This window comes from uncultured Roseivirga sp., from assembly GCF_963973945.1.
Taxonomy (GTDB): domain Bacteria; phylum Bacteroidota; class Bacteroidia; order Cytophagales; family Cyclobacteriaceae; genus Roseivirga.
Genome location: NZ_CAXBBV010000016.1, coordinates 54,586 through 80,158, shown reverse-complemented (window position 1 = coordinate 80,158; position 25,573 = coordinate 54,586). Strand labels below are relative to the sequence as shown.

General features: G+C 40.3%; 17 protein-coding genes. 6 read left to right on the top strand and 11 right to left on the bottom strand.

Going from position 1 to position 25,573, the window contains the following annotated elements; all coding sequences use genetic code 11:
- Window positions 1–201: 201 nt before the first annotated feature.
- The 9 genes from mraY to AAC026_RS18355 form a co-directional block, all read right to left on the bottom strand.
- On the bottom strand, window positions 202–1,416 hold the full coding sequence (mraY, locus tag AAC026_RS18395) for a phospho-N-acetylmuramoyl-pentapeptide-transferase (RefSeq protein WP_339701188.1): 1,215 nt from the start codon (window positions 1,414–1,416) through the stop codon (window positions 202–204).
- 75 nt (window positions 1,417–1,491) lie between these two features.
- Window positions 1,492–2,955 carry a UDP-N-acetylmuramoyl-L-alanyl-D-glutamate--2,6-diaminopimelate ligase gene (locus tag AAC026_RS18390; protein WP_339701185.1) on the bottom strand — a complete coding sequence of 488 codons (1,464 nt, stop codon included), beginning with the start codon at window positions 2,953–2,955 and terminating at the stop codon, window positions 1,492–1,494.
- A 5-nt stretch (window positions 2,956–2,960) separates the two neighbouring features.
- The gene (locus tag AAC026_RS18385) at window positions 2,961–5,066 is read right to left on the bottom strand and encodes a penicillin-binding protein (RefSeq protein ID WP_339701182.1); all 2,106 of its coding nucleotides are present in this window, start codon (window positions 5,064–5,066) and stop codon (window positions 2,961–2,963) included.
- Window positions 5,056–5,436 (bottom strand): FtsL-like putative cell division protein, encoded by a 381-nt coding sequence (locus AAC026_RS18380; RefSeq protein ID WP_339608736.1) that lies wholly within the window; start codon window positions 5,434–5,436, stop codon window positions 5,056–5,058. Before AAC026_RS18380 ends, AAC026_RS18385 begins: the two co-directional genes overlap by 11 nt.
- Before the next feature lie 10 nt (window positions 5,437–5,446).
- Window positions 5,447–6,355: a 16S rRNA (cytosine(1402)-N(4))-methyltransferase RsmH gene (gene rsmH / locus AAC026_RS18375; RefSeq protein WP_339701179.1), complete on the bottom strand. Its 909-nt coding sequence runs from the start codon at window positions 6,353–6,355 to the stop codon at window positions 5,447–5,449.
- 7 nt (window positions 6,356–6,362) lie between these two features.
- The gene (gene mraZ, locus AAC026_RS18370; protein WP_339701176.1) at window positions 6,363–6,809 is read right to left on the bottom strand and encodes a division/cell wall cluster transcriptional repressor MraZ; all 447 of its coding nucleotides are present in this window, start codon (window positions 6,807–6,809) and stop codon (window positions 6,363–6,365) included.
- A 382-nt stretch (window positions 6,810–7,191) separates the two neighbouring features.
- Window positions 7,192–8,295 (bottom strand): CaiB/BaiF CoA-transferase family protein, encoded by a 1,104-nt coding sequence (locus tag AAC026_RS18365; RefSeq protein ID WP_339701173.1) that lies wholly within the window; start codon window positions 8,293–8,295, stop codon window positions 7,192–7,194.
- A 180-nt stretch (window positions 8,296–8,475) separates the two neighbouring features.
- Window positions 8,476–9,450, bottom strand: coding sequence for a polyprenyl synthetase family protein (locus AAC026_RS18360; protein WP_339701170.1), 975 nt, complete (start codon window positions 9,448–9,450; stop codon window positions 8,476–8,478).
- A gap of 117 nt (window positions 9,451–9,567) precedes the next feature.
- Complete coding sequence (locus tag AAC026_RS18355) at window positions 9,568–10,467, bottom strand: lipid A deacylase LpxR family protein (protein WP_339701196.1); 900 nt, start codon at window positions 10,465–10,467, stop codon at window positions 9,568–9,570.
- A 97-nt stretch (window positions 10,468–10,564) separates the two neighbouring features.
- Here AAC026_RS18355 and AAC026_RS18350 point away from each other — a divergent pair, with 97 nt between their 5' ends.
- The 4 genes from AAC026_RS18350 (at window position 10,565) to AAC026_RS18335 (ending at window position 16,527) form a co-directional block, all read left to right on the top strand.
- Complete coding sequence (locus AAC026_RS18350) at window positions 10,565–11,695, top strand: 8-amino-7-oxononanoate synthase (protein WP_339701167.1); 1,131 nt, start codon at window positions 10,565–10,567, stop codon at window positions 11,693–11,695.
- A 64-nt stretch (window positions 11,696–11,759) separates the two neighbouring features.
- A complete protein-coding gene (locus AAC026_RS18345) occupies window positions 11,760–13,454 on the top strand; it encodes a 1-acyl-sn-glycerol-3-phosphate acyltransferase (protein WP_339701194.1) in 1,695 nt (564 codons plus the stop codon).
- Complete coding sequence (locus tag AAC026_RS18340; protein WP_339701164.1) at window positions 13,447–14,481, top strand: NAD(P)H-dependent glycerol-3-phosphate dehydrogenase; 1,035 nt, start codon at window positions 13,447–13,449, stop codon at window positions 14,479–14,481. Before AAC026_RS18345 ends, AAC026_RS18340 begins: the two co-directional genes overlap by 8 nt.
- A 126-nt stretch (window positions 14,482–14,607) precedes the next feature.
- On the top strand, window positions 14,608–16,527 hold the full coding sequence (locus AAC026_RS18335; RefSeq protein WP_339701161.1) for a hypothetical protein: 1,920 nt from the start codon (window positions 14,608–14,610) through the stop codon (window positions 16,525–16,527).
- A gap of 3 nt (window positions 16,528–16,530) precedes the next feature.
- On the opposite strand, the gene AAC026_RS18330 is transcribed toward AAC026_RS18335, so the two are convergent.
- Window positions 16,531–17,778 (bottom strand): M48 family metallopeptidase, encoded by a 1,248-nt coding sequence (locus AAC026_RS18330; protein WP_339701157.1) that lies wholly within the window; start codon window positions 17,776–17,778, stop codon window positions 16,531–16,533.
- A 6-nt stretch (window positions 17,779–17,784) separates the two neighbouring features.
- Complete coding sequence (locus tag AAC026_RS18325) at window positions 17,785–18,819, bottom strand: type IX secretion system membrane protein PorP/SprF (protein ID WP_339701154.1); 1,035 nt, start codon at window positions 18,817–18,819, stop codon at window positions 17,785–17,787.
- A gap of 218 nt (window positions 18,820–19,037) precedes the next feature.
- Here AAC026_RS18325 and AAC026_RS18320 point away from each other — a divergent pair, with 218 nt between their 5' ends.
- Together AAC026_RS18320 and AAC026_RS18315 are read left to right on the top strand one after the other, a co-directional pair.
- Complete coding sequence (locus AAC026_RS18320) at window positions 19,038–24,359, top strand: gliding motility-associated C-terminal domain-containing protein (RefSeq protein WP_339701151.1); 5,322 nt, start codon at window positions 19,038–19,040, stop codon at window positions 24,357–24,359.
- 26 nt (window positions 24,360–24,385) lie between these two features.
- Window positions 24,386–25,516 (top strand): P1 family peptidase, encoded by a 1,131-nt coding sequence (locus AAC026_RS18315; protein WP_339701148.1) that lies wholly within the window; start codon window positions 24,386–24,388, stop codon window positions 25,514–25,516.
- Window positions 25,517–25,573: the final 57 nt, after the last annotated feature.

The following is a 25,573-nucleotide window of genomic DNA, read 5'->3' as shown; positions in this document are numbered from 1 at the left end:
AGTTATCAGTTATCAGTTATCAGTTATCAGTTATCAGTTATCAGTTATCAGTTATCAGTTATCAGTTATCAGTTATCAGTTATCAGTTAAGGCCAACTTTTTTCGGGAAATTGAGTTCCCTGACTCCCAGTTTTTTTAATTCTTTTTCCCGTTTTCTTCCCGATACTTCGGGACTGTTTTCCTGTTTTCTGATTAACTTTTTTACCTCAGTTTAAGCGTTGCCAATGTTATAATCGCTAACAGAATTCCCACAATCCAGAACCTTGTTACAATCTTGGCTTCTGGAATTTCCATTTTTTGATAGTGGTGATGCAAAGGCGACATCCTAAAGATTCTCCTTCCTTCACCATATTTCTTTTTTGTGTATTTGAAATAACTCACCTGAATAATTACAGAGAGATTTTCGATCACAAAGATTCCGCACAATACTGGAATCAAAAGTTCTTTTCGGAGTACCAAAGCCAGCACAGCGATGATTCCACCCAATGACAGACTACCCGTATCGCCCATAAAAACTTGGGCCGGATAAGAGTTGTACCATAAAAAGCCCACACAAGCCCCCACAAAGGCAGTACAGAAAATTACGAGCTCTCCAGAGTTTGGAATGAACATCACGTTCAGATAATCAGAGAAAATAGCGTTACCCGATATGTAGGCGAAAATTGCCAGCGTAAGGCCTATAATGGCCGATGTTCCCGCAGCTAATCCGTCAATTCCATCCGTAATGTTGGCTCCGTTAGAAATGGCCGTAACAAAGAAAATCACCACCAAAATGTAAATAGCCGCAGTAATCCACTTGTTATCAGTTGGGTTGAAAGCGTCATAATCCAACTCATTGTTCTTCACAAAAGGAATTGTGGTTGTAGTAGATTTGCTATCAACATAATTTGGTGCTTCTGTGACCGAAATAGTTTGCTCTTGTGGAGTAGGGTTGAATTCCCTTACCACTACATCATCGTTGAAGTAAAGTACAGCACCTACCAAAAGGCCAATCCCTACCTGACCTACCACTTTAAATTTACCAGCAAGCCCCTCTTTGTTCTTCTTAAAAACCTTGATGTAATCGTCTAAAAAGCCAATGGCTCCTAAACCCAAAGTGGTGATTAACAAAAGAATGACATAAATATTTTCAAGCTTCGCGAAGAGCAAAGTTGGAATTACAATGGCGGCTATAATGATGAGCCCCCCCATGGTTGGTGTACCTTTTTTCGCCATTTGGCCTTCTAAACCTAAATCTCTAATGCTCTCGCCTACTTGTTTGTTTCGAAGCATATTGATCAGCTTCTCACCGAAAGTAATAGTGATTAACAAAGACAAAAGCACAGCCATACCAGCACGGAAAGAGATGTACTGAAACACTCCCGCGCCAACCAAATCAAACTCTCTATCTAAATAATTGAATAGGTAGTACAGCATTCTATTAGATTTGAGATTTTAGACGCCAGAGATTAGAAAATCGGTTTTCTGAGCTCTGACATCGTCAATCGTATTTTATTTATGAATTAGGTTTAACATTTCTTTCAATACTTTTCTATCATCGAAATCGGATTTTACACCCTTTACATCTTGATAGGTTTCGTGACCTTTTCCCGCCACTAGGATAATATCTTTAGGTTCGGCCATAGAGCATGCGGTTTTAATCGCTTCTCTTCTGTCTGCCATTACCAGTGTTTTTCTATAATTGCTCGGGCTCACGCCTTTTTGCATGTCTTCGATAATCGCCATTGGCTCCTCAAAGCGTGGATTATCTGAAGTGAGCACCACTTTATCGCTTAGTTCACAAGCAATTTTTGCCATTTCAGGCCTTTTCGTTGTATCTCGGTTTCCACCGCAGCCTACTACCGTAATTACTTTCTCATTTCCACTTCGGAAAACTTTAATGGTAGAAAGCACATTCTCTAATGCATCAGGCGTATGGGCGTAATCCACAATAGCAGTGATTCCTGTATCTGTAAGCACCTGCTCAAAACGACCTGGCGCTGGGTTCAAATCTGATAAAGTTTGAAGCACATCTGCTGGTTCTTCTTCTAGTAAAATAGCCGCTCCATAAACCGCCATCAGGTTATAAGCATTGAAATCGCCAATCAACTTGAACCAAACATTATGACCTTCAATATCTAACTCCAAACCCTGAAGGGTATTGGAAAGAATTCTTGCTTTGAAATCAGCCATGGTTTTTAGTGCATAGCGGTATTTCGAAGCTTTAGTATTCTGAAGCATTACTGCTCCTCTTTTGTCATCTATATTGGTCAAGGCAAAAGCTGAAGACGGAAGCCCATCGAAGAGCATCTTCTTTGCTTTGATGTACTCATCGAAAGTCTTGTGATAATCTAAATGATCGTGAGAGAGGTTGGTGAAAACCGCTCCTGTGAAAGTGAGTCCTGAAACGCGGTGCTGTACCAAAGCATGCGAACTAACTTCCATAAAACAGTGTGAACAACCTTTGGCTACCATTTTCGCCATCAACTCATTCATTTGAATGGCATCGGGCGTAGTGTGGGTTGCTACAATTATTTCGTCATTGATTTTATTAACTACCGTAGAAAGCAAGCCAACATTATAGCCGAGCTGCTTGAACAACTGGAATAATAAACTTACACAAGTAGTCTTTCCATTGGTGCCAGTAACGCCTACCAACTTCAACTTTGCACTAGGGTTTCCGAAGAAATTAGAAGCCATGATACCCAAAGCTTCACTACTGTCTTTCACCTGAACGTAGGTAATGGCAGTATTTAGGTTTTCAGGGAGTTCTTCACAAATAATGGCAGCCGCGCCTTTCTCAATAGCTTGTTCTATATAATCATGGCCATCGGCTTGAGTGCCACGCGTAGCAATAAAGGCAGTATTGGCCTCTACTTTTCTTGAGTCGAAAACCAATGCGGCCACTTCTACAGCAGTATCGCCAGATACTGACTGCAAAGCCACTTTGTACAATATGTCTTTTAATGCAGACATTTAAATTACCCCAGTTCGATTGTGATCGTTGCTCCTTTTTCTATTCTTTTTCCTGCGTAAATCGATTGCCTAAGCACTCGACCTGCTCCAGAAATATTAACTTTTAACCCTTTATTTTCCAGTATATAAAGTGCATCTCTTAGTGTCATTCCTTCCACATCAGGCACAAGGTTCGACTCAGAATGGTTCGGTTTCCAAGCAATGGCATTGTTGTTTACGCTTGCTCTTACCCATTCAATATTTTCTTCTTCCATATGATTTGAAATGCCAAACTGATTTAACAGCTTATTCAATTCATCATAATTACCAGCCCTGATTACAGGGAAGGTTCCTTCTTTTGCCAAGCGTTCTTCTTTGAATGTATCATGTAAACCAAGATCAAGGGCGAAAATCATATCAGCAATTTCTTTGAAAACAGGCGCAGAAACATCTCCTCCGAAACTGTTCAAACCTTTAGGGTCGTCAATCACCACAATGCAGGAGTACAAAGGCTCATCTGCAGGGAAATAACCAGCAAAAGACGCGTAGTAGCGTTGCTTGTAGTATCGCCCATTGATCAATTTCTGGGCTGTTCCAGTTTTTCCAGCAATCTTGTAATAATCGTTTTTAATGTTTTTTGCGGTCCCTCTTTCCACCACGCCTTCAAGCATGATTTTCAGTTTTTCTAAAGTGGAATTTGATGCTATTTTCTTATCAAGTGTTTTAGCCTTAAATTCTTCAACTACTTGATTTCCCTTTCTAATGCTCTTTACGATAATGGGCTGAATCATTCTCCCATCGTTGGCCACCGCATTATAAAAAGCTAGGGTTTGAAGCGGAGTAATACTTGTTTCATACCCTACTGACATCCATGGTAAACTTGTTCCACTCCATGATTTGTCATCAGCATTTTTAATATAAGGTATACCTTCACCTATCATTTGAAAATCGAGTGGCTTTCCTAAACCTGTTGATTTTATAATGTCAATGTATTTTTGAGGATCCTTACCAAAGTATTGATCTACCAATTTGGAAATTCCCACATTAGATGATTTTTCAAATACTTCCTGAACAGTCAATTTACCGTAACCACCTTTCCAAGCACTTTGATCTTCCATTGTGCGGTCGTAGAATTTGACAGTACCATCATTGGTATCTACTGAATCGGTAAACTCAATCTTATCTGCCTCTAAAAGAGCCAACATTGAAGCCAACTTAAAGGTAGATCCAGGGTCATTTAAGCCTTGAACCGCATAATTATAATCCTCAACGTAGGTACCACTTTCTGTTCTTGTAAGGTTAGACATGGCCTTGATTTCACCTGTCTTCACCTCCATTAAAACTACCGTACCGTAGGCTGCCCCAAACTTCTCAAGCTGCCTCAAAAGCGAGTTTTGGGCAACATCTTGTAGATTAATGTCTATAGTGGTATATACATCATAACCATTTCTAGGCTTTACATCAGAAGCCACATTTACTGGCATCCAGTTACCGCCTGCAATTCTTTGATACAATCCTTTTCCATCTTGGCCAGCTAGAAACTGATCGTAGCTTTTTTCTATTCCTACGGTAGCCACACCATCTATATTTAAGCCACCAATTGTACGTTGGGCTAAAGCTTTAAAAGGACGATGTCTCCTATCCTCCTTATCAAATATTACTCCCCCAATCATTTGGCCTTCCCGAAAGATCGGCCACTTTTCCATCATCGCTTTATCTTGATAATTGATGAGGCGGCTATTTAGAACTAAATACCGCTTACGGGACTGTCGAGCTTCCGAGATCCTCTTCCGATAATCATCGGGAGAGCGATCTCGAAAAAATTTCGACAATAGTAGTGAAAGGGAGTCAATACCTGTTTTAAAGGTATTATCGTTTGCAAGCGAAGGATCGAATGCAATTTTGTAAAAGGGAAGTGATGTTGCCATCAGGTCGTTACCATCGGCATAAATACTTCCGCGGGTGGCTTTAATTGTTTTATAGTCCAACCCAATTTCTTGTGCTTCTTTTCGCCACATATCACCCTCAACAAACTGAATGTCTGCAATCCGGTAGATCACTACCAAGACAAAGGCAATCACAGCTAAAAAAGCTATTCTTACTCTCAGTAATATCGACTCCTTAATATTCACGTTTGTCTACAACAATTTTGTATGGCGGTTCTTTACTTTCTTCTAATCCTAGTTTTTTTACGTTCTTGGCTACTTCCGACTGCTTACTGCTGTACATATAATCTGCTTCCAGCGTGGTAACATCGGCCCTTAAATCCTCAACCTCAGTTTCTAGTTTGTCAATTTTTCTTGTGGCTTTTTCGGCATAATGGCTGTTCCATACATAAAGCACACCCAGCGCTAATGCAAAAGCAATTTTTGGCAAATGCTTTACTGGAAGGCCTGTTTCTAAGTTTCCAGCAATTTTTAGCTTTGCCAAAAGGCCGAACAATCCACCACCTTTGGTGCTAGATTTTTCATTCTTTTTCGCTTTAAATTTATTTGCCGCCACTTCCGTTTACTTATATTTTTTCGGCAATACGAAGTTTCGCACTTCTTGCCCTGTTATTCACTTTCAACTCTTCTTCATTTGCCTCTATTGGCTTTCTGTTGATTGCATTAAATGGCTTCAACTGATTTCCAAAAAAGTCTTTCTCTACTTCACCAAACACTTTCCCTTTATTGATAAAGTTCTTCACCATCCGATCTTCTAGCGAATGATAAGATTCTACCACCAAGCGACCTCCAGGCTTAATCACCACAGCCGACTGTTCTAGAAAATCTTCCAACGCCCCCATTTCATCGTTTACTTCGATGCGGATGGCCTGAAAAACCTGAGCATAATATTTATACTCTCTATGTCTGGGCGCCAATCGATCCAATAATTGAATCAGGTCTTTCGTGGTTTTGAAGGGGTTTGAGAAACGTTCTGAAACAATGGCCGCAGCTAAAGTTTTGGCATTTTTAACCTCTCCGTAAATACCCAAAAGCTTATGCAACTGCTCTTCTGAGTATTCATTCACCACATCAGCAGCGGTAAGCGAGCCATTCAAATCCATCCTCATGTCTAAATCAGCTTCTGCACGGGTAGAAAACCCACGCATTGGCTCATCAATTTGATGAGAAGAAATTCCCAAATCCGCCAAAATTCCGTCTACCTGCTTTACCCCGTGTAACTTGAGGTAGCGCTTGATGTGCCTAAAATTGGCTTGTACAAATGTGAAAGAACGATTATCTATTTTTTCCGCATTAGCTCTGGCATCAGAATCTTGGTCGAAACCAAAGAGCCTGCCTTCACTATTTAAATGCTTTAAAATTTCGGTTGAATGTCCGCCACCCCCAAAAGTGACATCTACATAGGTTCCATTTGGCTTGATAGAGAGGCCATCAACGCATTCCTTAAGCATAACTGGCACATGATACTCTGACATAGTTTATTTATTCTTCTGCCAAAAATTTCTCCGCCATCTTGGAGTACTCGCCTGCGTCTTGGATGAGGTATTCCTCATATTGATCAGGATTCCAGATTTCGATTCTATTTCCCAACCCCACAAGCACTACTTCTTTTTCAAGACCCGCGTACTCCATCATTTTTTTAGGGATGTTGATTCTTCCTGCTCCGTCCAACTCAACATCTACATTTCCTCTAAAAAAAGTTCTTTGGAATCTGCGATACTCCTCACTGAATTCGCTTAAGCCCTTTATCTTCGCATAAATCTTTTTATACTCGATCATAGGATATAGCACCAAGCAAGGCTCAAAGCCTCGTCTTAGCACAAGCTCTTCCGATGCATTATCTGGCAATGCAGCCCTTACCTTTGAAGGTAAAGCCAACCTGCCCTTTACATCGAGCTTACAATCATATTCACTAGTAAAAAAAGCCATTACACACCTGAACCTTTACAAAAGTAAGATTTTTTCCCACACTTCACCACTTTTCCTCACTTTTCCCCACTTTTTATGAAAAGTATCTTTTTCTATTCAGAAAAACAAGTGTGACTGAAAAATATAGTCAGGGAGATTAGTGAGCTAAAAACACTATCTAGATCAAAATGAAAGGGTTTTTAATAAGAGACAAAACACCGTTTGCAGTTCTTTTTCTCTACAAAATGGATGATATGAATAATTTGAAGAGTGAGAATTAAATGGTCGGAATGGAATAAAAACAGCCCCAATCACTCGATTTTTAGTACACGTGGAGTAAAGTGGGAGAAGAAACAGACTTAAAAGACTCGGCTAATGGGCATTTATGGTTTAGTGGGAGAAATTAGTCCAAAGCATCTATAATTTCCTGATTATGCTGCCCTAATTGAGGGGGTGGACTGAGCGAAAGGCGATCGAAGCCTGAGGCAACAAAAGAACGCAAACCAGTAAGTCCGTCAGTCTTCAGAAACCAATGAGATTCTCCTTGATCAAGCGCCTCTTTTACGGTAGTCACCAGTCCTGCTGGCACCTGCTTATAAACCAATTTTTCCAGTAGTTCTTCCGAAGCCCAAAGTTCAATTTTGGCCGAAAGCACTTCATTTAATTCCTCTCTATTCACCACTCTTTCTTGGTTAGTAGAAAACTGAGCTATATCACTAATTTCCAGAATTCTACAGAGGTTTTTGAACTGCTTGTCATTGCCCACAGCTAGCAATAGTTGACGACCGTCTTTGGTAGAGAATAGCTCACCATAAGGTGCAATATTGGGATGGAGATTTCCCATAGACTTTGGCTCATTTTGTCCTACTAACCAATTAGCACCCTGATTTACCAAAGCACTGATTGCTGCATCAATCAAAGCCACTTGAACAAATTTTCCATTGCCGTTTTCCATACGTTCAATCAAGGCCACCAACAAAGCTTCTTTTAATTGATGCCCAGCCAAAACGTCAATCAGTGCTACAGGCATTTTTAACGGATTAGCTCCCTGCTCACCATTAATACTCATAAAGCCCGATTCTGCCTGAATCACCGCATCATACCCTACTTTTGGGTTATTCAGTCCGTAGCCAGTAATTTGACCATAAATAAGTTGTGGATTAAGTGCTTTCAGGGTTTCGTAATCAACACCTAGCTTTTCAGCATCTCCAGATTTATAACTGGCAATTACGATGTCTGCATTCTTGACAAGCTTATAGACTATTGCTCTTTCTTCCTTATTACTTAGGTCGATCGATAAGGATTTCTTCCCCCAGTTTACCGAAGTAAAGTAAGCCGAAACGGTACCATTTCCTTTTTCTCCCTTAAATAACCAAGACCGAGTAACATCACCCCCTGTTTTTGGGCTTTCTACTTTTATTACTTCTGCTCCTAATTCTGCAAAAAACTGCCCAACACTTGGCCCAGCCAAAACAGAAGCTAGCTCAATTATCTTTATTTTCTTCATTTTTATTAGTGTGGGTAGAGGGCTCTGAAAAAAAAATAAAGTTTTGAATAAGGTCTTTTCCCTGAAAGGTTGTTAATTCAACATCTGCCGTAGCATGATTAAGCATTTTGCTATGGCGACCAAACAAATATACTATTAACTAACTGAACAGCGCCATGCCTTAAAGTATGGCGTTGTTTTTTATTTAGACCGCTCTATTGTGTATGTAACCAACTGAGAAAGAGAGTCTCTATAAACGCTTGGCTCAAATGTTTCTAAAATCTGTTTCGCCTCTTGGTAGTATTGGTTCATTACTTTTTGAGCGTATTCAATACCACCCGATTCTCTAACAAAGCCAACCACTTCATTCACTTTCTTGGAATGATCTCCTTTACTTTTTACAGTTCGAATGATTTTTCGTTTGGTGCTATGGCTAGCATTTTGCAAAGAGTAAATCAAAGGCAAAGTCATTTTTTGCTCCTTGATATCGATCCCCAGCGGCTTGCCTACTTCCTCAGTACCGTAGTCGAAAAGATCGTCTTTGATCTGAAAAGCCATCCCTACTTTTAAACCAAACTCTCGCATTTTATCTATGTCTTCTTGAGAAGCATTGGAAGCGGTAGCACCGACAGCACAACATGAAGCAATGAGGGAAGCGGTTTTCTGACGAATAACATCGTAATAAATGTCTTCAGTAATATCCAAGTTTCGGGCCTTTGCCATCTGAAGCAATTCACCTTCACTCATTTCGCGAACAGCTCTAGAAACTATTTTTAGGAAATCGAAATCTTCATTATCTACAGATAGTAATAAGCCTCTTGAAAGCAAGTAATCACCTACCAAAACGGCTATTTTATTCTTCCATAGGGCATTTATTGAAAAGAAGTCTCTTCGGTAATTGGAGTCATCTACCACATCATCATGAACAAGCGTGGCGGTGTGGAGCAGTTCTATGAGTGATGCTCCCCTATACGTTCTATCCGAGATTTTACCCGTTACACCTGCCGCTAAAAACACAAACATAGGCCTCATTTGCTTGCCTTTGCGCTTTACAATGTAGCTCATGATTTGATCGAGCAGAAATACTTTACTCTTCATGAATGATCTGAATTTCTGTTCGAATTCAACCATTTCACTAGCAATGGGGGCCTGTATTTCGGAAAGCTTTAACGCCATATCGGTAGAGTGCCACAATATTAACAGGTAATGGCTCAACGGCAAAGAGAGGGAAGTTTTATTTGCTAAGAAAAGTGTAACCTAACTACTTTAGGAATTGCACATTGAGCTTGGCTTCTATTTATTTCTTAACCTAAAATCAAAAGCAAATGAAATATAAGAGTCGTTGCGGGCAGTTTGTACATCTTTACTAAACCAATGAAACATTATTTTAAATGTTGTTTTCTCATTACCTGTAGCCCAACCCGCCCTAAAAGTACTTACCCAAGGCATTTGCCTACCAGTATGGGGGCTATCATTGTTGAACAAACTTCCTGAAACTGTAATGTCATGAATAACATAAGATACACCGTAGCCAAATACTACATAGCCCAACTTGCCTGAGTTTTGACTTCCAATCACAGCATTAACAAAAGGTGACTTTCTTAATGCGTTGATTATACCCATTCTGAAGTCTACGTTCTGAGCAATATTAGTATGCCCAGTTCCCAGAGAGGCAGATGATGAACTGATGAAATCCATACTTTTTGGCACCAAGGTAAACTGTCTATTATATTCAGCAGTGGCATTTAACACCAAAGCTGTTTTAATCTGATACTGCCAGCCTCTTGGTTGTTTAAACCCTACCGCGTTATGATACCACTTCTGCAAAGCTTCAGCGCCAGACGCCTTGCCTGTAGTACCCAACACCAGACCATACTTAAACCTAGAATGTTCATTCTTGAATTTTGATTTAGAAATCCCTGCGTACAAAAGCCCAGCATAAGGTCGATCTAATTCAGAAATTTCGTCATAAAGCAAATCATCTGGGGTGTAAAACTTATGAGAAAGCTCTATGTCAATAATCTCCTTATTGCTAGAATCTGGTTTATTCGGAACAAAACGATAATGAAAAAGAAAGCCATTTGAATAATACTCATCATTCCTATTTAGCAAGTAAACATCATTCTCCGTAGTAAAAGAAAACTCAGATTTACGATAAGCATTTTGCCCCAAAAGTGGAAAGGCAAGGAGCAGCGATAGAAAAATAAAGGCGGACTTGATTACAGTGATGTTTAATTTGAGGCGCTAAAGTCTCAATTATTTATAATTTTAGCCAATGTATTGAGGGCAAATGGATAAAAAGAATTTGAAAATTGAGCAGCAACTGAATAAACGCACCCTTTTGGGCAACAAACGGAGCTTAACGCTTACTGATGAAAAGTTGGTAGACTTTAGCTCTAACGACTATTTAGGGCTTTCAAGGTCGGAGGGGTTAAAAACTCAAATTTTAAGTAACTATGAAAAATTATCGCCCAAAAACGGATCAACGGGATCGAGGCTATTGACAGGCAACTCATTACTAGCCACACAAACAGAATCAGAATTAGCCAAATTATTTGGGTACAATGCCTGCCTTATTTTTAATTCGGGCTATACCGCCAACTTGGGTTTTTTCTCCTGCTTGCCGCAACGGGGGGATACTATTTTGTATGATGAACTTTCTCATGCTTGTATAAAAGATGGCAGTCGCTTGAGCTTGGCCAAATCAATGCCTTTTAAGCATAACGACTTAGAAGATCTTGAGCGAAAACTAAAATTAAGTGAGGGCGAAATTTATATCGGTTGCGAGGCGGTTTATTCTATGGATGGTGATTTTGCTCCTTTGAAAAAGCTCTGCCTACTTTCTGAAAAATATAACGCCAAGCTGGTTGTAGATGAAGCACATAGTACTGGGGTATTTGGTAATAAGGGATCTGGACTAGTAGCCGAGTTAGGTTTGACAGAACAGGTTTATGCTACAATCTTCACTTTCGGGAAAGCCATGGGTATTCATGGTGCATGCGTAGCATCAAACCAAATGGTGATTGATTACATTATTAATTACTCACGACCTTTTATATATACGACCGCCCCATCTTCATTTGAGTTTATTGCCATACAGCAGGCTTTCAAGTTTCTTAAGAACACACCTAAGTTAGGTAGTGATTTAAAAGAAAATATTACTCTGTTTAATCAAGAACTAAAGGTTCAGCGCCCAGCGCGCTATTTATCAAATAGCGCAGTACAAGTTGTAATAACATCTGGCAACCAAAAGGCCAAAACTACGTCAAAGCAGCTGAAAGAAATGGGCTTCGATGTTCGTCCCATACTTTCTCCTACTGTGCGTGAAGGAGAAGAGCGGCTGAGAATATGCTTACATAGTTTTAACAGTAAAAAGGAAATAATGAGTTTGGTGCATGGCCTGAATTCCTTACTTTGTTGAAAGCGGAAGCTAGAGGAACAATTTTTATCATATCTTTGGGGTTTTGAAAAACTGAATGAAGCCAATAGGCAAAGACTACGTAAAGAAAAAGTACGATCAGGTAGTTCCAGGAGGAATTGACGAGTGGCCTGTCGTGAGCTTAAGTAATAACAGGGAAGCCTTTATTAAGGAGGTGACTGCTGAAAGTATTAAGCGTATAAAAAAACTGACCCCTAAACGTTCGAGCCTAATTGAGGAAATAGAGACCACTCTTTTTAGGGAGAAATTAAGGGTAAAAAGGAATCCTTGGGCTGTTGACCCACCAGATGAAGCTGATTTTCTCCAATCCATAAAAGACAGGCTTCTTGAAATCTCAAGTAACGAGGACAAAGAAGACATTGACGAAACTTTAGAGGATATTCTCTCTGAGATTATAGAACGCTATGCTAGCGAAATTGCAGGCAACTTCAAGAAGTCGCGGTATAGAATGGCCCGCTCCATTGTTACTTTTGGTTTTGCTAGATTATTGAACGCATCTCGTGCAAGGGGCTTTTGGTCAATTTTCAGTACTAGATTTTCGCTGCAAGACAAAATTCATATTACAGGTGAGGTAGAAGAATTGCGCACCTTGGCAAAAAAGGGAACTATCATTATGGTTCCTACCCACTTTAGTAATCTAGATTCTATTTTAATTGGATGGGTAATTAGCGCCTTAGGCCTTCCTGCCTTTATTTATGGCGCAGGTTTAAACCTCTTCAACATAAAAATATTCGCCTACTTTATGGAAAGCCTCGGGGCGTATAAAGTAGATAGAAGAAAGAAGAATTTGCTCTACTTAGAAACCCTAAAGAGTTATTCAAGCCTTGCAATTCAGAAAGGCTGCCATAGCTTGTTCTTTCCTGGCGGCACCCGTTCTCGTTCTGGGCAAATAGAAAAGAGGCTAAAACTTGGCCTTCTGAGTACAGCAATTGAAGCCCAACGTGTCAATTATCAGAAAGGAAAAAGAGACGGCCTTCATAAAATTTTCATTGTTCCAGTAACGCTCAACTATAATTTCGTACTTGAAGCCCCTTCACTTATTCGCGAATATTTAAGGTTGAAAGGTCAAGAGCGTTATTATATCGAAAACGATGAGTATTCAACTTCATATAAGATTTCCGCTTTCTTACTAAAGTTCTTTACCAAAGGCTCAGATATTTCAGTATCCATTGGTCGAGGCTTAGATGTTCTAGGAAACTATGTTGACACAGATGGCAACAGTTACGACAAAAGTGGTCGCCAAATAGATACACAAGAGTATTTTACTAAGGATGGGAAAATCATTTCGCATGATCAGCAACGCGAAGATGAGTATACCAGAATGCTGAGCGATAGAGTTGTTGAAGAGTTTCATCGAATTAACAAGGTGTTTGCTAGTCATTTAGTAGCTTTTGTAGCCTTCGAAATGTTTCAGAAGAAATTCAACAAGCTGGATTTATACAACTTATTGAGGATTCCAGAAGAAGATCAGATCATTCCTTATGATGAATTCAAAACCGTTTTTGAAGCTGTTTTAAGGAGGGTTCATGAAATGTATAATAAAGGTGAAATTAGTGTATCGCCTTATCTTACCGGAGACCCCGACAAAATTATTTCACATGGCTTGGCCAACGTGGGTATGTACCACGCAAAACGCCCGTTAATCAAGAACAAAAAAGGCGATATTAGTACCCAAGATTTAAATTTGCTGTTTTATTATCACAACCGCTTAGTAGGTTATAACCTTGAGAAGTATGTCTAAGGAATGTGTTGGGGTTATCGGGTCGGGCAGTTTCGGAACAGCCGTAGCTAATATTCTTTCAAAGAATTCGAAAGTATTGCTATACGCTCGAAACATTGAAGCAGTCGAGAAAATGAAATCTTCACGTATCTCGAATGGCCAGCAGCTTAGTGAAAACATTACCGTTACAAATAGCTTAGAGGAAGTTGCCAAAAAGTGTAACGTCATCTTCCCTGTCGTTCCATCTTCTAATTTCAGAGAGATGATGCGTCAGTTTGCCCCTTACCTCCACCCTTACCATGTTTTGATTCACGGTACTAAAGGGTTAGACTTGATACTTCCTGAAGACGCTTCCGCAGACTTTAAATTAGGCCGCTCAAACATTAGAACAATGAGTGAAGTAATTAGAGAAGAAAGTGTGGTTGTTCGTGTGGGCTGTATGGCAGGCCCCAACCTAGCAAAGGAATTGGCTTTAGGCCACCCTGCCGCTACTGTAATTGCCTCGCCTTTTAACGAGGTAATTAATGAAGGCAAAAGATTACTGAGATCAGAAAAATTCCAGATTTATGGTAATCAAGACCTCAAAGGTGTAGAACTCTGCGGTGTACTTAAAAACATTATTGCAATTGCATCAGGCATTATTTCGGGCTTGGGCTTTGGCGATAACGCCAAAGGCTTACTAATCAGTAGAGGCTTGGTTGAAATGATCTACCTAGGCAAAGCCTTAGGGGGTGAAATATCTTCTTTTATTGGATTGGCAGGAATTGGCGACTTAGTAGCTACAGCCTCGAGCCAAACGAGCCGCAACTACACCATTGGTTTTAAACTAGCGCAGGGGAAAACCATGAATGAAGCAATTGCCGAAATGGAAGAAACTGCTGAAGGGGTTAATACCATCAGAATTATTAAGCAATTGGCCGATGCCCAAGGAATTAAACCTTTAATTACCGATACGCTCTATAAAATTCTTTATGAGGACATGAAGCCGCAAGATGGCTTGAGTTATCTTATGAAGTATCCTGGCAATATCGATATCGACTTCCTTTAAGAACCCAGTCTTAAAAACATCTCTTTCCTATTCAATCCAATTCGCCTTTTTGAGTTATATTAAGAGAAAGGCTTTCTAATTCTAAAACTTATAAAACTCGAAAGGCACCATATCATTCTTCTTTGTTTGGCCCTATGGTCTTCATTTTCACTTTGTGCTCAAAGCAGAAAGGTCAAGTATGACACTTTACAACTGCCCAAAAACACCACTATTATTTTAAAAGATGCCAGGCTGACCTTCGATAAAGACACTACCCTTATTTTACCAGATACCGTTTTTTACAAAGTAAGTGGCAATTTCTATCAACGTCTTCACGGAAAATGGTCGCAACGTAAGTTTACAAAAGAGCTTTTCGACCTCCTTTTTTCACTACCATCAGATGATTTTAAGATTGACTCCACACAGTTGGTGAAAAGTGAAAACCCCTTTAAAGATTATAAAGACAGAACCATAGGCAACATTAGTCTGACTAAGCTTAAAGCATTGGGCACGCGATTAGATAAGCCAGAAGAAAAACCAAAATCCTTTGTTCAAAAAACAGGTAATACCATCAATTTCAACACCAGAGAACGGGTTATTCTGAACAACCTACTGTTCACCAGTGGCGATGTGGTTGACCCGTTGATTATAGCAGATAGTGAAAGGATACTTCGTGAACTGCCTTATATCAAAGATGCTAGGATATATCTAAAACCAAGGCCCGATAACCCCGATATTGTTGATGTAGAAATTATCACAAAAGATGTACTCGCTCTTTCATTCGACCTTGAAGCACGAGATTTTGACTCGGGAATTTTGCGAGTAACCCATAAAAACATTTTTGGGTCTGGCCATGAAATCGACAATCGTTTTGCTGTAGACAATTCTTCTGATCAGAAGTTCAGCTATCAAGTGCGATACAGAGTGCCCAACATCAAACGATCCTTTGTTTCATTTGAAGCCAATTATGCCAATACCGTAAATCAGGACTTTACCAGCATAAAACTCCAAAGAGAATTTGTTTCACCTAAAATCAAGTTTGCCGGTGGTTTAGAAATCAGTAACCAAAGACTTCGCTTTGGAGAGCTATCAAACATTGTTTCGGATAACGAATTTGATGTTCAGACTATTAATGAACGTTACGACTATCAGGATTTTTGGCTAGCTCGGGCTTTTCCACTGAACTTAAAAGACCCTATTCTTAATGAACGAACACGGCTTATATTTTCAGGAAGGGTTTCAAACATTAAGTTTTCTCTTAGACCCGAGGTTGACATCAACCTAAATCAACAATATCACAATCGTACTTTAACCATTGCATCCGTAGGTATTTCTCAAAGAAGGTACTTCAAAGATCAATTGATTTTTGGGTATGGAAGAACAGAGGATATTCCATATGGTGTTCAGGTTGAATTACTAGGAGGCTATGAATGGGGTGAATTCGACAACCGTTATTTTCTTGGGGGAAAAGTTGGGCGCGGTGGATACGTAGGAAATTTAGGCTATTTTTTGGGTTGGTTCTCACTTGAGAGTTTTCTGAAGAATAAAACATTTGAACAAGGTTTGTTCCAAGCAGACTTTAGGTTTTTCAGTTCTTTAATAGACTTAAAGCGATGGAAATTCCGACAGTTCATCAATGTTAACTACACCTATGGTATAGACCGATTTCCGAATGAATACATCGATATTAGAGATAAAAACGGGATTCGTGGACTTGAAAGCAATACGCTCAGAGGTTCTCAGCGCTTCTTAATCAATATTGAAACCGTAAGTTTTACCCCTATTGAGTTAGTAGATTTCAAACTGGCAGTTTTTGGTTTCTATGATTTAGGAATGATCAACAACGGTCAGCGTAATATCTTCAGTGAAAAGGCACAATCTGGGATTGGTTTGGGCTTTAGAATTAGAAATGACAACCTCACCTTTAAAGCCATAGAAATTAGACTGGCCTACTACCCTGATGCCCCAATTGGAATTCCTATGACAGACCTAGACTTATCGGGGAACAGTGGCTTTAGTTTCTCTGACTTCTTAATTGCACGCCCATCTCCGAGCGTTTTTAACTAATGATTATTCCTGCTTTTTAAACTGATCCATGTGCTTCAAACGCTCAAGCAAAGTAGGGTGTGAGTAATTCACAAAAACATAGGCTGGATGCGGAGTAAGGTTGGTTAAGCTATCTACCGACAGCTTTTTTAAGGCTGATTGCAAAGGTGCAGGATTGTAGGTTGTAGAAGCGTACACATCAGCTTCAAACTCATTTTTTCTGCTGATTACATTCATTAGAACACCAGTAAGCTTTGAAATAGGGGTATACAATAAAGCAAAAGCGACAAGATTTAAATGAACCGACATACCGTCAGCACCTAAGGCCATTGAAAGGTTTTCATTAAAAATAAGTAGAGACAACACATAAAGGGTAATTGCCATCTGTATTACAGATATGATCATACTGCCCACAATATGTTTCTTTTTAAAATGGCCTACCTCATGTGCCAAAATAGCCACCAGTTCTTCATCAGATTGCTTTTCGATAAGGGTATCAAAAAGGACAATCTTCTTTTTCTTACCCATTCCAGAAAAAAATGCATTGGCCTTACTCGATCTTTTCGAGCCATCTATTACAAAAATGTTATCCAACGGAAATTTAACTCGATCGGCATAAGCGTTGATCTTATCCTTCAATTCTCCATCTGCCAAAGGAGTAAGTTTGTTAAATAGAGGTAATATAAGCGAAGTATAAAAAACGCTCATAAACAGAGAGAAAGCAGTAATCACTATCAAGGCATACACCCAAAATTGCTCATGCCACTCAAAAATTAGCCACAACAATACATAGCCAAGCCCTCCACCCAAAATAGCTACCAAAACATATCCTTTGACCTTATCTAGCCAAAATGTTTTTAACGAAGTTTTATTAAAGCCAAACTTCTCTTCAATCACAAAAGTTGAATACAGCTCAAAAGGAATATTAATGATATCGGAAACGATAAAAAGAACGCCAAAGAATATCAACGAATGGACTATTGGGTCTTGAAAGTGGTCAGACAGCCAAACATGTAAGTCTCCAAAAAGACCAAAAGCAAGAACGAGTACAGTAAGCGAAGTGCTAAACGCGGTAGTAAGAAATGAAAATTTCGATCTGGCTTTTAAATATCGTTGTGACTTGGCGTACTCTTCTGGGGGATAAATACCTTCTAGTTCCTTTGGCAGTTTGCTTTTAGCCGATTTCATATTAAAGAAATCGAGTAGCTGATCAAAAAAGTAATCAACCAGAACAATTCCTATAATAAGGTACAGCAGTTGAGCCGAAGACATGTCAACTTAATTTTTCGGGCACGGAATTGTCCATTTATCACGAGGTAGCCTTAAAGGTTTGCCCCACTGAAACAGATAAGAAATAGAGATTTCATGCGCTCCTCCACTTGCATTACTCAATTCTGACAAGGTGTAATCGTAGCTATAACCAAAGTTAAAATCGTTGGTAGTTACCCCAAAAGAGAAAATGAGTGCCTCATTGTTGGGGAAGTTTTCGAAAGTTTTGATGGGTAGACCTCTGTACTGTAATCCTAAATTAATTGGCTCTAAGTGCAAAAAGAATCCAGCATCTAACTGACTGAATTCACCTTGAGTTTTGTACTGAAAAATAGGTGTAATGCTTCTTTCCTTTCTAGTATAGGTAAGGTCTCTTCTTAGCGCCCCTTCCTTCAACACAATTTTATACCCCCCATGGATACTAACTCGCTGATTCAATGGGCTGTCACCATCCAATAGCGACTGATTAGGCTCTGTTAAATGTTGTACGGAAGCACCTAGAAACAAATTTCTAGAATAGAGTATTCCCCCAACACCAAGGTCTAAATAATTAACGTTCAAATTACTACCCGTTACACTCGGATCTCCTGGTAAATTGGGGTCAAAACCAGTAACTGGATTAATTTGGCTTGCAAAAACAAGGTCGGTAAAATTGGCATTCCGCATAAAATAATTAGCCTGAATACCCGGACGGAAAACAATATTATCTGAAAGTTTAAGCTGATAAGCGTAAGTAAGCCCAACATTAGTGCTTTGTAAACCTGCTACCCCTTCTCTATCCGTGGTCATAATAAAACCAACACCACTATTATACCTTTCTAAAAAGTGGTCGGCATAAAATGAAAACGTAACGAATGAAGCGTCAAGTGAAGGCCATTGATTTCTATAGTTTACCCCCACACGAGTAAAACCAGATGCTCCAGTAAAAGCAGGGTTGATATATAAGGGTGCTGCATAGAATTGTGAGAACTGAGGATCTTGAGCTTTTGCCTGTCCTAATCCTACTCCCAATATGGCAATCAGCAAAAATAAAGTTTTGCGCATTTAAACTTTTAACCTTTAACGTTTGAGCCCCCTCAAACTATTGTGAAACGTAAAGTTATTTTTTTTCCCCGAAACCCAACACTCAAAGCCTACCTTACTCAAGAATTCCCTTATCTTAGGGCTGGTTTTAAGGAGCGATGAATATAATAAAAACTCTGTTAACCACGTAATAGGGTTGTGTTTTAGCTTTGATGTTTTATAATTAGATAACATTTGGCGTGGTAAGAAAAACTCGCATTTTATTCCTTTTATTAGGACTCACTTTCACAGTACTGGCAAATGCCCAGAACTTTACGCGTCATAATTGGTATTTCTCCAACAATGATCAAGCACTTATTTTCGGAAAAGAACAGGCTGCAAGATCCTTTCTGGAAGATGGAAAACTGCCACAAACTAATATAGGTGAAAAGTTAACAGCCACCGACCCAACAACAGGTGACCTTCTTTTTTATTCTGACGGGATCAATATTTATGACGCTACTCACTCCATTATGGAGAATGGAAGTGGACTAACTACAGACCCAAATGGTATTCAACCACTGGCTTTAAGCCCAGTACCTGGTGCTGGAAATGAATCACGCTATTACGTTTTTCACCGTAATGTTGCTGGCGCAATATTATACACCTTAATAGACATGAGTGCTCAAGGAAACAGGGCAAATGGCCCTCCAGCAGGAGCAGTTGTAATAGGTAGTGAAAACCAACCGACAGGAATTATTAGCCGAGGCGATGGTATGCTCACGGTAGCTTCAGGCGATATGACTCAATTTTGGTTAGTAACACAAAACAACACCAACGGAAATTTCGAGATTCATGAAATACCAATGGCTGGCCAACCTTTTGACCCACAAGGTGCCCCTACGGTTTTAGCAGTTAATGTTCAGACAGCCCATCTTTCATTAAACCCTATGGGTACTCAAATTGCAGTTCGCCCAAGAAATAATGCCAACATTCAAATTTTAGATTTTAACCGAGATACTCCTGAGTTAATGTTCAATCGCTCTGTGGCTAATTCGTTTGTACCAAACCAAACCTTAACAGGCTCTATAGGTTGGTCAAATGACGGGACTAAACTTTATTTCAGTAGAAACTTAGCTGCTTCAGGTAACCTTTATAGAATAGACTTGGCCGATGCAATGGCTTCTGTAGAACCAGTATTTAGTAATCCACTGGGAGCGAGTCAAAGTGTTATGCTTGCACCTGATAGTTCGCTATACCACATATATAGAGAAACTGCAGCTGGGCCAAGATTATTAGCTAGAATCAACCAACCTGACAGTGCGCTAACTGCGTTAGACTATGAGTCATCCCTTTTCGAAGGTACTGATCCTGCCTCTGATTATTTTCAGCAATTCATGCCACCTGCGGCCATTGGCCCAACAGTTACCATCTCTGAGGATGGTGATTATTGTATGAATACACCAGTTCAGTTTTATGTAAATATTGATCCGTCAACAGCCATTCCTACCTCTTACTCTTGGGATATTCAACCCTTTGGAATTACTTCAAATGCCATCGCCCCTATTTTCACTTTTGAAGAAGCGGGAATGTACATGGCCACACTTACGGTAGAATTTGATGGTATAGGGACAGTTATGTCCAATACACTCATGGGTGAAATCATGGAAAACGACATTCAGGTATCACTTCAAGACACCACTATTTGTGAAGGCGAAACACTAACATTGGATGCCGAACCTCAGAGTGGAGGACAAGGCCAACAAGGAGGTGCTACTGGAGGTCCGTTTGAGTACCGTTGGAATACTGGAGAAACCACATCTTCAATTGATGTTACGGAAGCAGGCAACTACTGGGTGGTAATTACGCCAACCACAGGTTGCCCAATTTATGAAACCGTTGAAGTCACGGTATATGGTGACGAAAACCCAACGGCTAACATATGGTATTTCGGAAATGGAGCAGGAATCGACTTTAATGAAGTGGATGGACTTCCTCCTCCACCAAGAAGCATTACAACTGCGCATGCCATGGATGCACCAGAAGGAACTTCTACCATATCCGATGCCAATGGACAAGTATTGTTCTACACCAATGGCACCACCGTATGGAATGCTGACAATGATATTATGCCAAATGGAACCGGTATTGGAGGCGATTCTACATCAACCCAAGCTGTAGTCATTGTTCCGTTTGAAGATGACGAAACACTCTTCTATGTATTTACTACAGAAGAAGTGCATGGCGACAACACCTATATGCTAAAATATTCAGTTGTTGACCTAAAAGAAGAAAATGGGCTAGGTGATGTAATTTCAAAAGACAATGTGCTCTTTACTAGAAGTACTGAAAAACTGATCGCCTTAGAAGGTGGTGGCGGTTACTGGCTAATGGCGCATGAGTACGGCACAAACACGTTCAGAGCATACCCAATTACAGCCGATGGTATTCTACCTCCAGTACTCTCTTCTGTCGGGTCAATTCATAGCATTAACGATGCTTTAAGTGGTCAAGCTGGAATGAAGTTTTCAGGTGATGGTTCGCGAATAGCAGTAGCATTAATAGAAGGCTCTGAAGACTATGTTGAACTTTTCAGTTTTGACGCAACTACAGGAGAAGTTACAGATTTCCTATATCAAATCGATATTTCGGAAGGTGGCCCAAGCGCAAGTGATCAAATCTATGATGTTCATTTCTCACCTCAAGGCGACAAGCTTTTTGCCACGCTTAACAATCGAAATGGTGGAGCACCAGGAGGTCGAATTCTAGAATATAGAATTGATTCTGCATCTACAGAAGCTACTCGATTGGCCTCAAAAACGAATATAGCAACCAGCGCAACAGTTACTGTAAACTATGGTGCTATTCAAACTGGGCCTGATGGGCAACTATATGTCGCTATGGAAATCCCAGGTAATCCTTCAGGAACACCATTCGTTGGAGCCATCAATGCAAATGAAGATACCGCTTCGGTTTCTGTTTTTAACCAAATGCAGGTACCATTAACCACAGGAAACTCTAGATTAGGCCTACCTAACTTTGTTCAGAATAATGTGAATCCGCCTATGCAGCCCTCTATGTCTGTACCAGACAGCACTTGTGTAGAAGAAAGAATCGAGTTATCAGGCGTAGGAACCTCAGATATTGACGAATTCCTTTGGACCATAATAGACGATGCAAACACCACAGTATTCAGCGCTTCTGGCCAAGACACTGCCTATGTTTTCCCTCAGGGTCAGGCCGGAAGATTTGACATTTCCCTCAATATATCTAACCGTTGTGGCTTTGATACCACCTTCGTTCAAACCATTGATGTATTCGATATTCCACCGAGACCAGCAGTACCTACCGCAGTAGTATTATGCGAAGGCTCTAGCCATGATCTTGATGCTTTAGATGGCGACCCTGACGACCCATCTCTAAGTTTTGAATGGACAAATAGCCAAGGCGCGGTGGTGAGTAGCACTCGATACTACACCGTTACTGAAGAAGAAATTTACACCATTACTATCACCAGTGTTGGTGGTGGAAGCTGTGTTTCTAGTGCCGATGTTTACGCAGCTCCTCCTTTTGAGATTGAGTTGCCAGAAACCGCAAACCTTTGTGAAGGAGAATCGCTAACATTAGATCCAAACGTCAATGCAAACAACTACATATGGACTAGAATCAACCCCGATAATTCGACAACTTCGCTTCCCAATCAAAGGACTGCCGATGTTGATAGTAGTGTTCCAGGTATATTCACATATGTAGTTTCCATCGAAGACCCAATTGCTCCAGGTTGTTTTGCCAATGACTCGACTGTGGTTACCATTAATGGATCACCAGATTTATCACTAGTAAGCACTCAAGACGCTACCTGTCCACAAGTAGCTCCAAATGGTGAATTTGTATTTAATATTGGAGGCACTGGCAATTATAGCTATACGGTAAGTGATGCCACAGGTGCCACCGTAGCCCAAAACAGTTCGGTAGATGGACCAAATGATGTGTCAGTAACTGGTTTAGATGGTGGTATTTATTCCGTAAGCGTGGTTGATAATAGCACGAATTGCACCGATGAACTTACAGGCATTGAAATACAAAATAACAATTTCAATATTGTTCAACCTATAGCCACTACTGATGCCACATGCGATACTGCCGATGGAAGCATTACCATCACTTTAGATGACGCTAGTGTTTTCCCTGTTTCCTACGTACTCACCAGAGATGAACCTGGTTTCACCCCGCGAGTAGTCCCTGTTGAAAACAACAACGGCTTTGTTATTTCAGGCCTCGAAGGCGGCACTTACAATATTGAAGTAACTTCTACGGCTTTGGGTTGTACCGCCACTGCTGCAGACATTGTGGTAAACCAACCAACAGATGTTCAAAACCTTCAGATTTCTGGCACTACAGAGGTATGTGATGTAAATCCAAGCACAACACTGACTGCAACTTCGAATAATGGCACAAACTATACATGGATTGGCCCCAGCGGACCAGCAGGAAATACAGCCAGTATTACCGCAACCGAATCTGGCACCTATACCGTTACTGCGGATGCTCCAGGTGTAGCTTGCCCTACTTCTGAATCAGTTATTGTAACACTCACTGTTCAGCCTGATATAGAAATTATTCAGATTGGAGACGTTTGCGATGGTTCCTTGGTGTTAGAAGCTCAAATCAACAATGAAAACCCAAATGCCACCTACAACTTCGCTTGGTCTACAGGTGAAAACACTAGGAGAATTACAGTAACCGCTGATGGCACTTATGATGTAACCGTAAGAGAAGCGGGTGACTTAACTTGTACCGGAACCGACTCAGAAACCATTGATTTCCCTGAAGAATTAGAGGCTACTTTAAGTTCAAGCCCAGCCTGTGATGACGGACAGCCAATAACGCTTACTGTAGACATTCTATCTGGTAACGCCAACAACTTTACATGGACACGCAATGGTCAAGCAGCAGGAATTGGCAACCCGTTGGTAGTGAATGAAGAAGGATCATACACAGTTACTATTAGTGATAACAGCGGTTGTTCTATTGAAAGAAGTATTTTAATACGTAGAAGTGGAATTCCTGAAGGGCTTTTGCCTGATCTAGAATACTATTGCCCAACTTCTTCTAACGCACTTACCCTAACCGCAGGAATTGGTTTCGAAACCTATGAATGGACATTAAACGGTCAACCATTTGCTGGTGCTGACCAAGATTTAGTTGTAAACGCTGCTGGCATTTATCAAGTAACCATGACTACTGCCGCAGGCTGCGTAAGAGTAGACCAAATAGAAATTATTGAAAGCTGTGATCCAGTTATTTTGGCTCCAAATGTAATTGTACCCGAAGGAAACCCTCCAAATAATGTATTCTCAGTTGTGCCAAATGGTTTTGTGTCCGACTTCCAGATTTTCATTTATAGTCGTTGGGGCGAATTGATTTACCAAAGCAATGTGGTAGAATTCCAGTGGAATGGTACTTTCAATGGCCAATTAGTACCAATTGGCACTTATCCTTATGTCATCAAATTTAAAAGTAGATTCCAACCTGAAAGAGGTGAGTTTGAACAAAGGGGAGCCATTATTGTAGTTCGTTAGTCCGTAAATAATTGTTATTTTCGGGAATGACACGTTACATTTTCGCCATATCATTTCTATTTCTTTTTACCATTTCTAATGCTCAAGAAAAGAAAAGGGCACGCGATTATAGTATTGAAATTGGTGTAATGGCCAGAGGCAATCTCAATGCCATCACAGACGTTCCAGGAGTAAAAGTCGGCCACCAAACGCTCGTGAAAGGGGAAAATATTAGAACTGGTGTTACCGCCATTCTACCCCATTCAGGAAATATCTTTCAAGACAAGGTTCCTGCAGCCATCTATATTGGAAATGGCTTTGGTAAACTGGCGGGTATCAGTCAGGTACAAGAACTAGGAAATCTAGAAACTCCCATTATTCTTACCAATACGCTCAGTGTTCCAATGGGTATTCAAGGAACAGTGAAATATACGCTTGCTTTAGAAGGGAATGAAAACGTACAATCTGTCAATGCAGTAGTTGGCGAAACCAACGATGGCTACTTGAATGACATTAGAGGAATGCATGTTTCTGAAAGCGATGTGATTACTGCCATTGAAAATGCAAGAACAGGCATTGTTCCCGAAGGAAATGTTGGTGCGGGCACTGGAACAGTCGCTTTTGGTTTTAAAGGGGGAATCGGCACTTCGTCAAGAAAATTACCAGAATCCTTGGGTGGATATACCGTAGGTGTTTTGGTACAAACTAATTTTGGAGGCGTACTCACCATCAATGGCGCACCTGTAGGGAAAGAATTAGAACAATACCCTTTTGCTAATGCAATCAAAAAAAGCGATGGCTCTTGTATGATTGTAGTATTAACCGATGCCCCATTAGACGCTCGCCAGCTAGAACGAGTAGCTAAAAGAGCCATGATGGGCTTGGCCAAAACAGGCGGCACCGCCTCAAATGGCAGTGGCGATTATGTTATAGCAGCCTCCACCGCAGAATCCATGCGAATTCCTTATCAAACCAGAGAAAAATTTGATACTGGAGATGTTCTAAGAAACGATCACATGAGCTCCATTTTCATGGCAACAATTGAAGCGACAGAAGAGGCCATTATCAATTCCCTATTTATGGCCGAAACTACCAATGGAAGAGAGGGCCATACAATTCAAAAATTACCAATGGAAAAAGTGCTGCCGATTCTTAAGAAGTATGGAGTGATTAAGTAAGTTACATGAAGAATGAATCTCAGAATGTGCATTTTTCTAACCCCATCAACCCCAAAA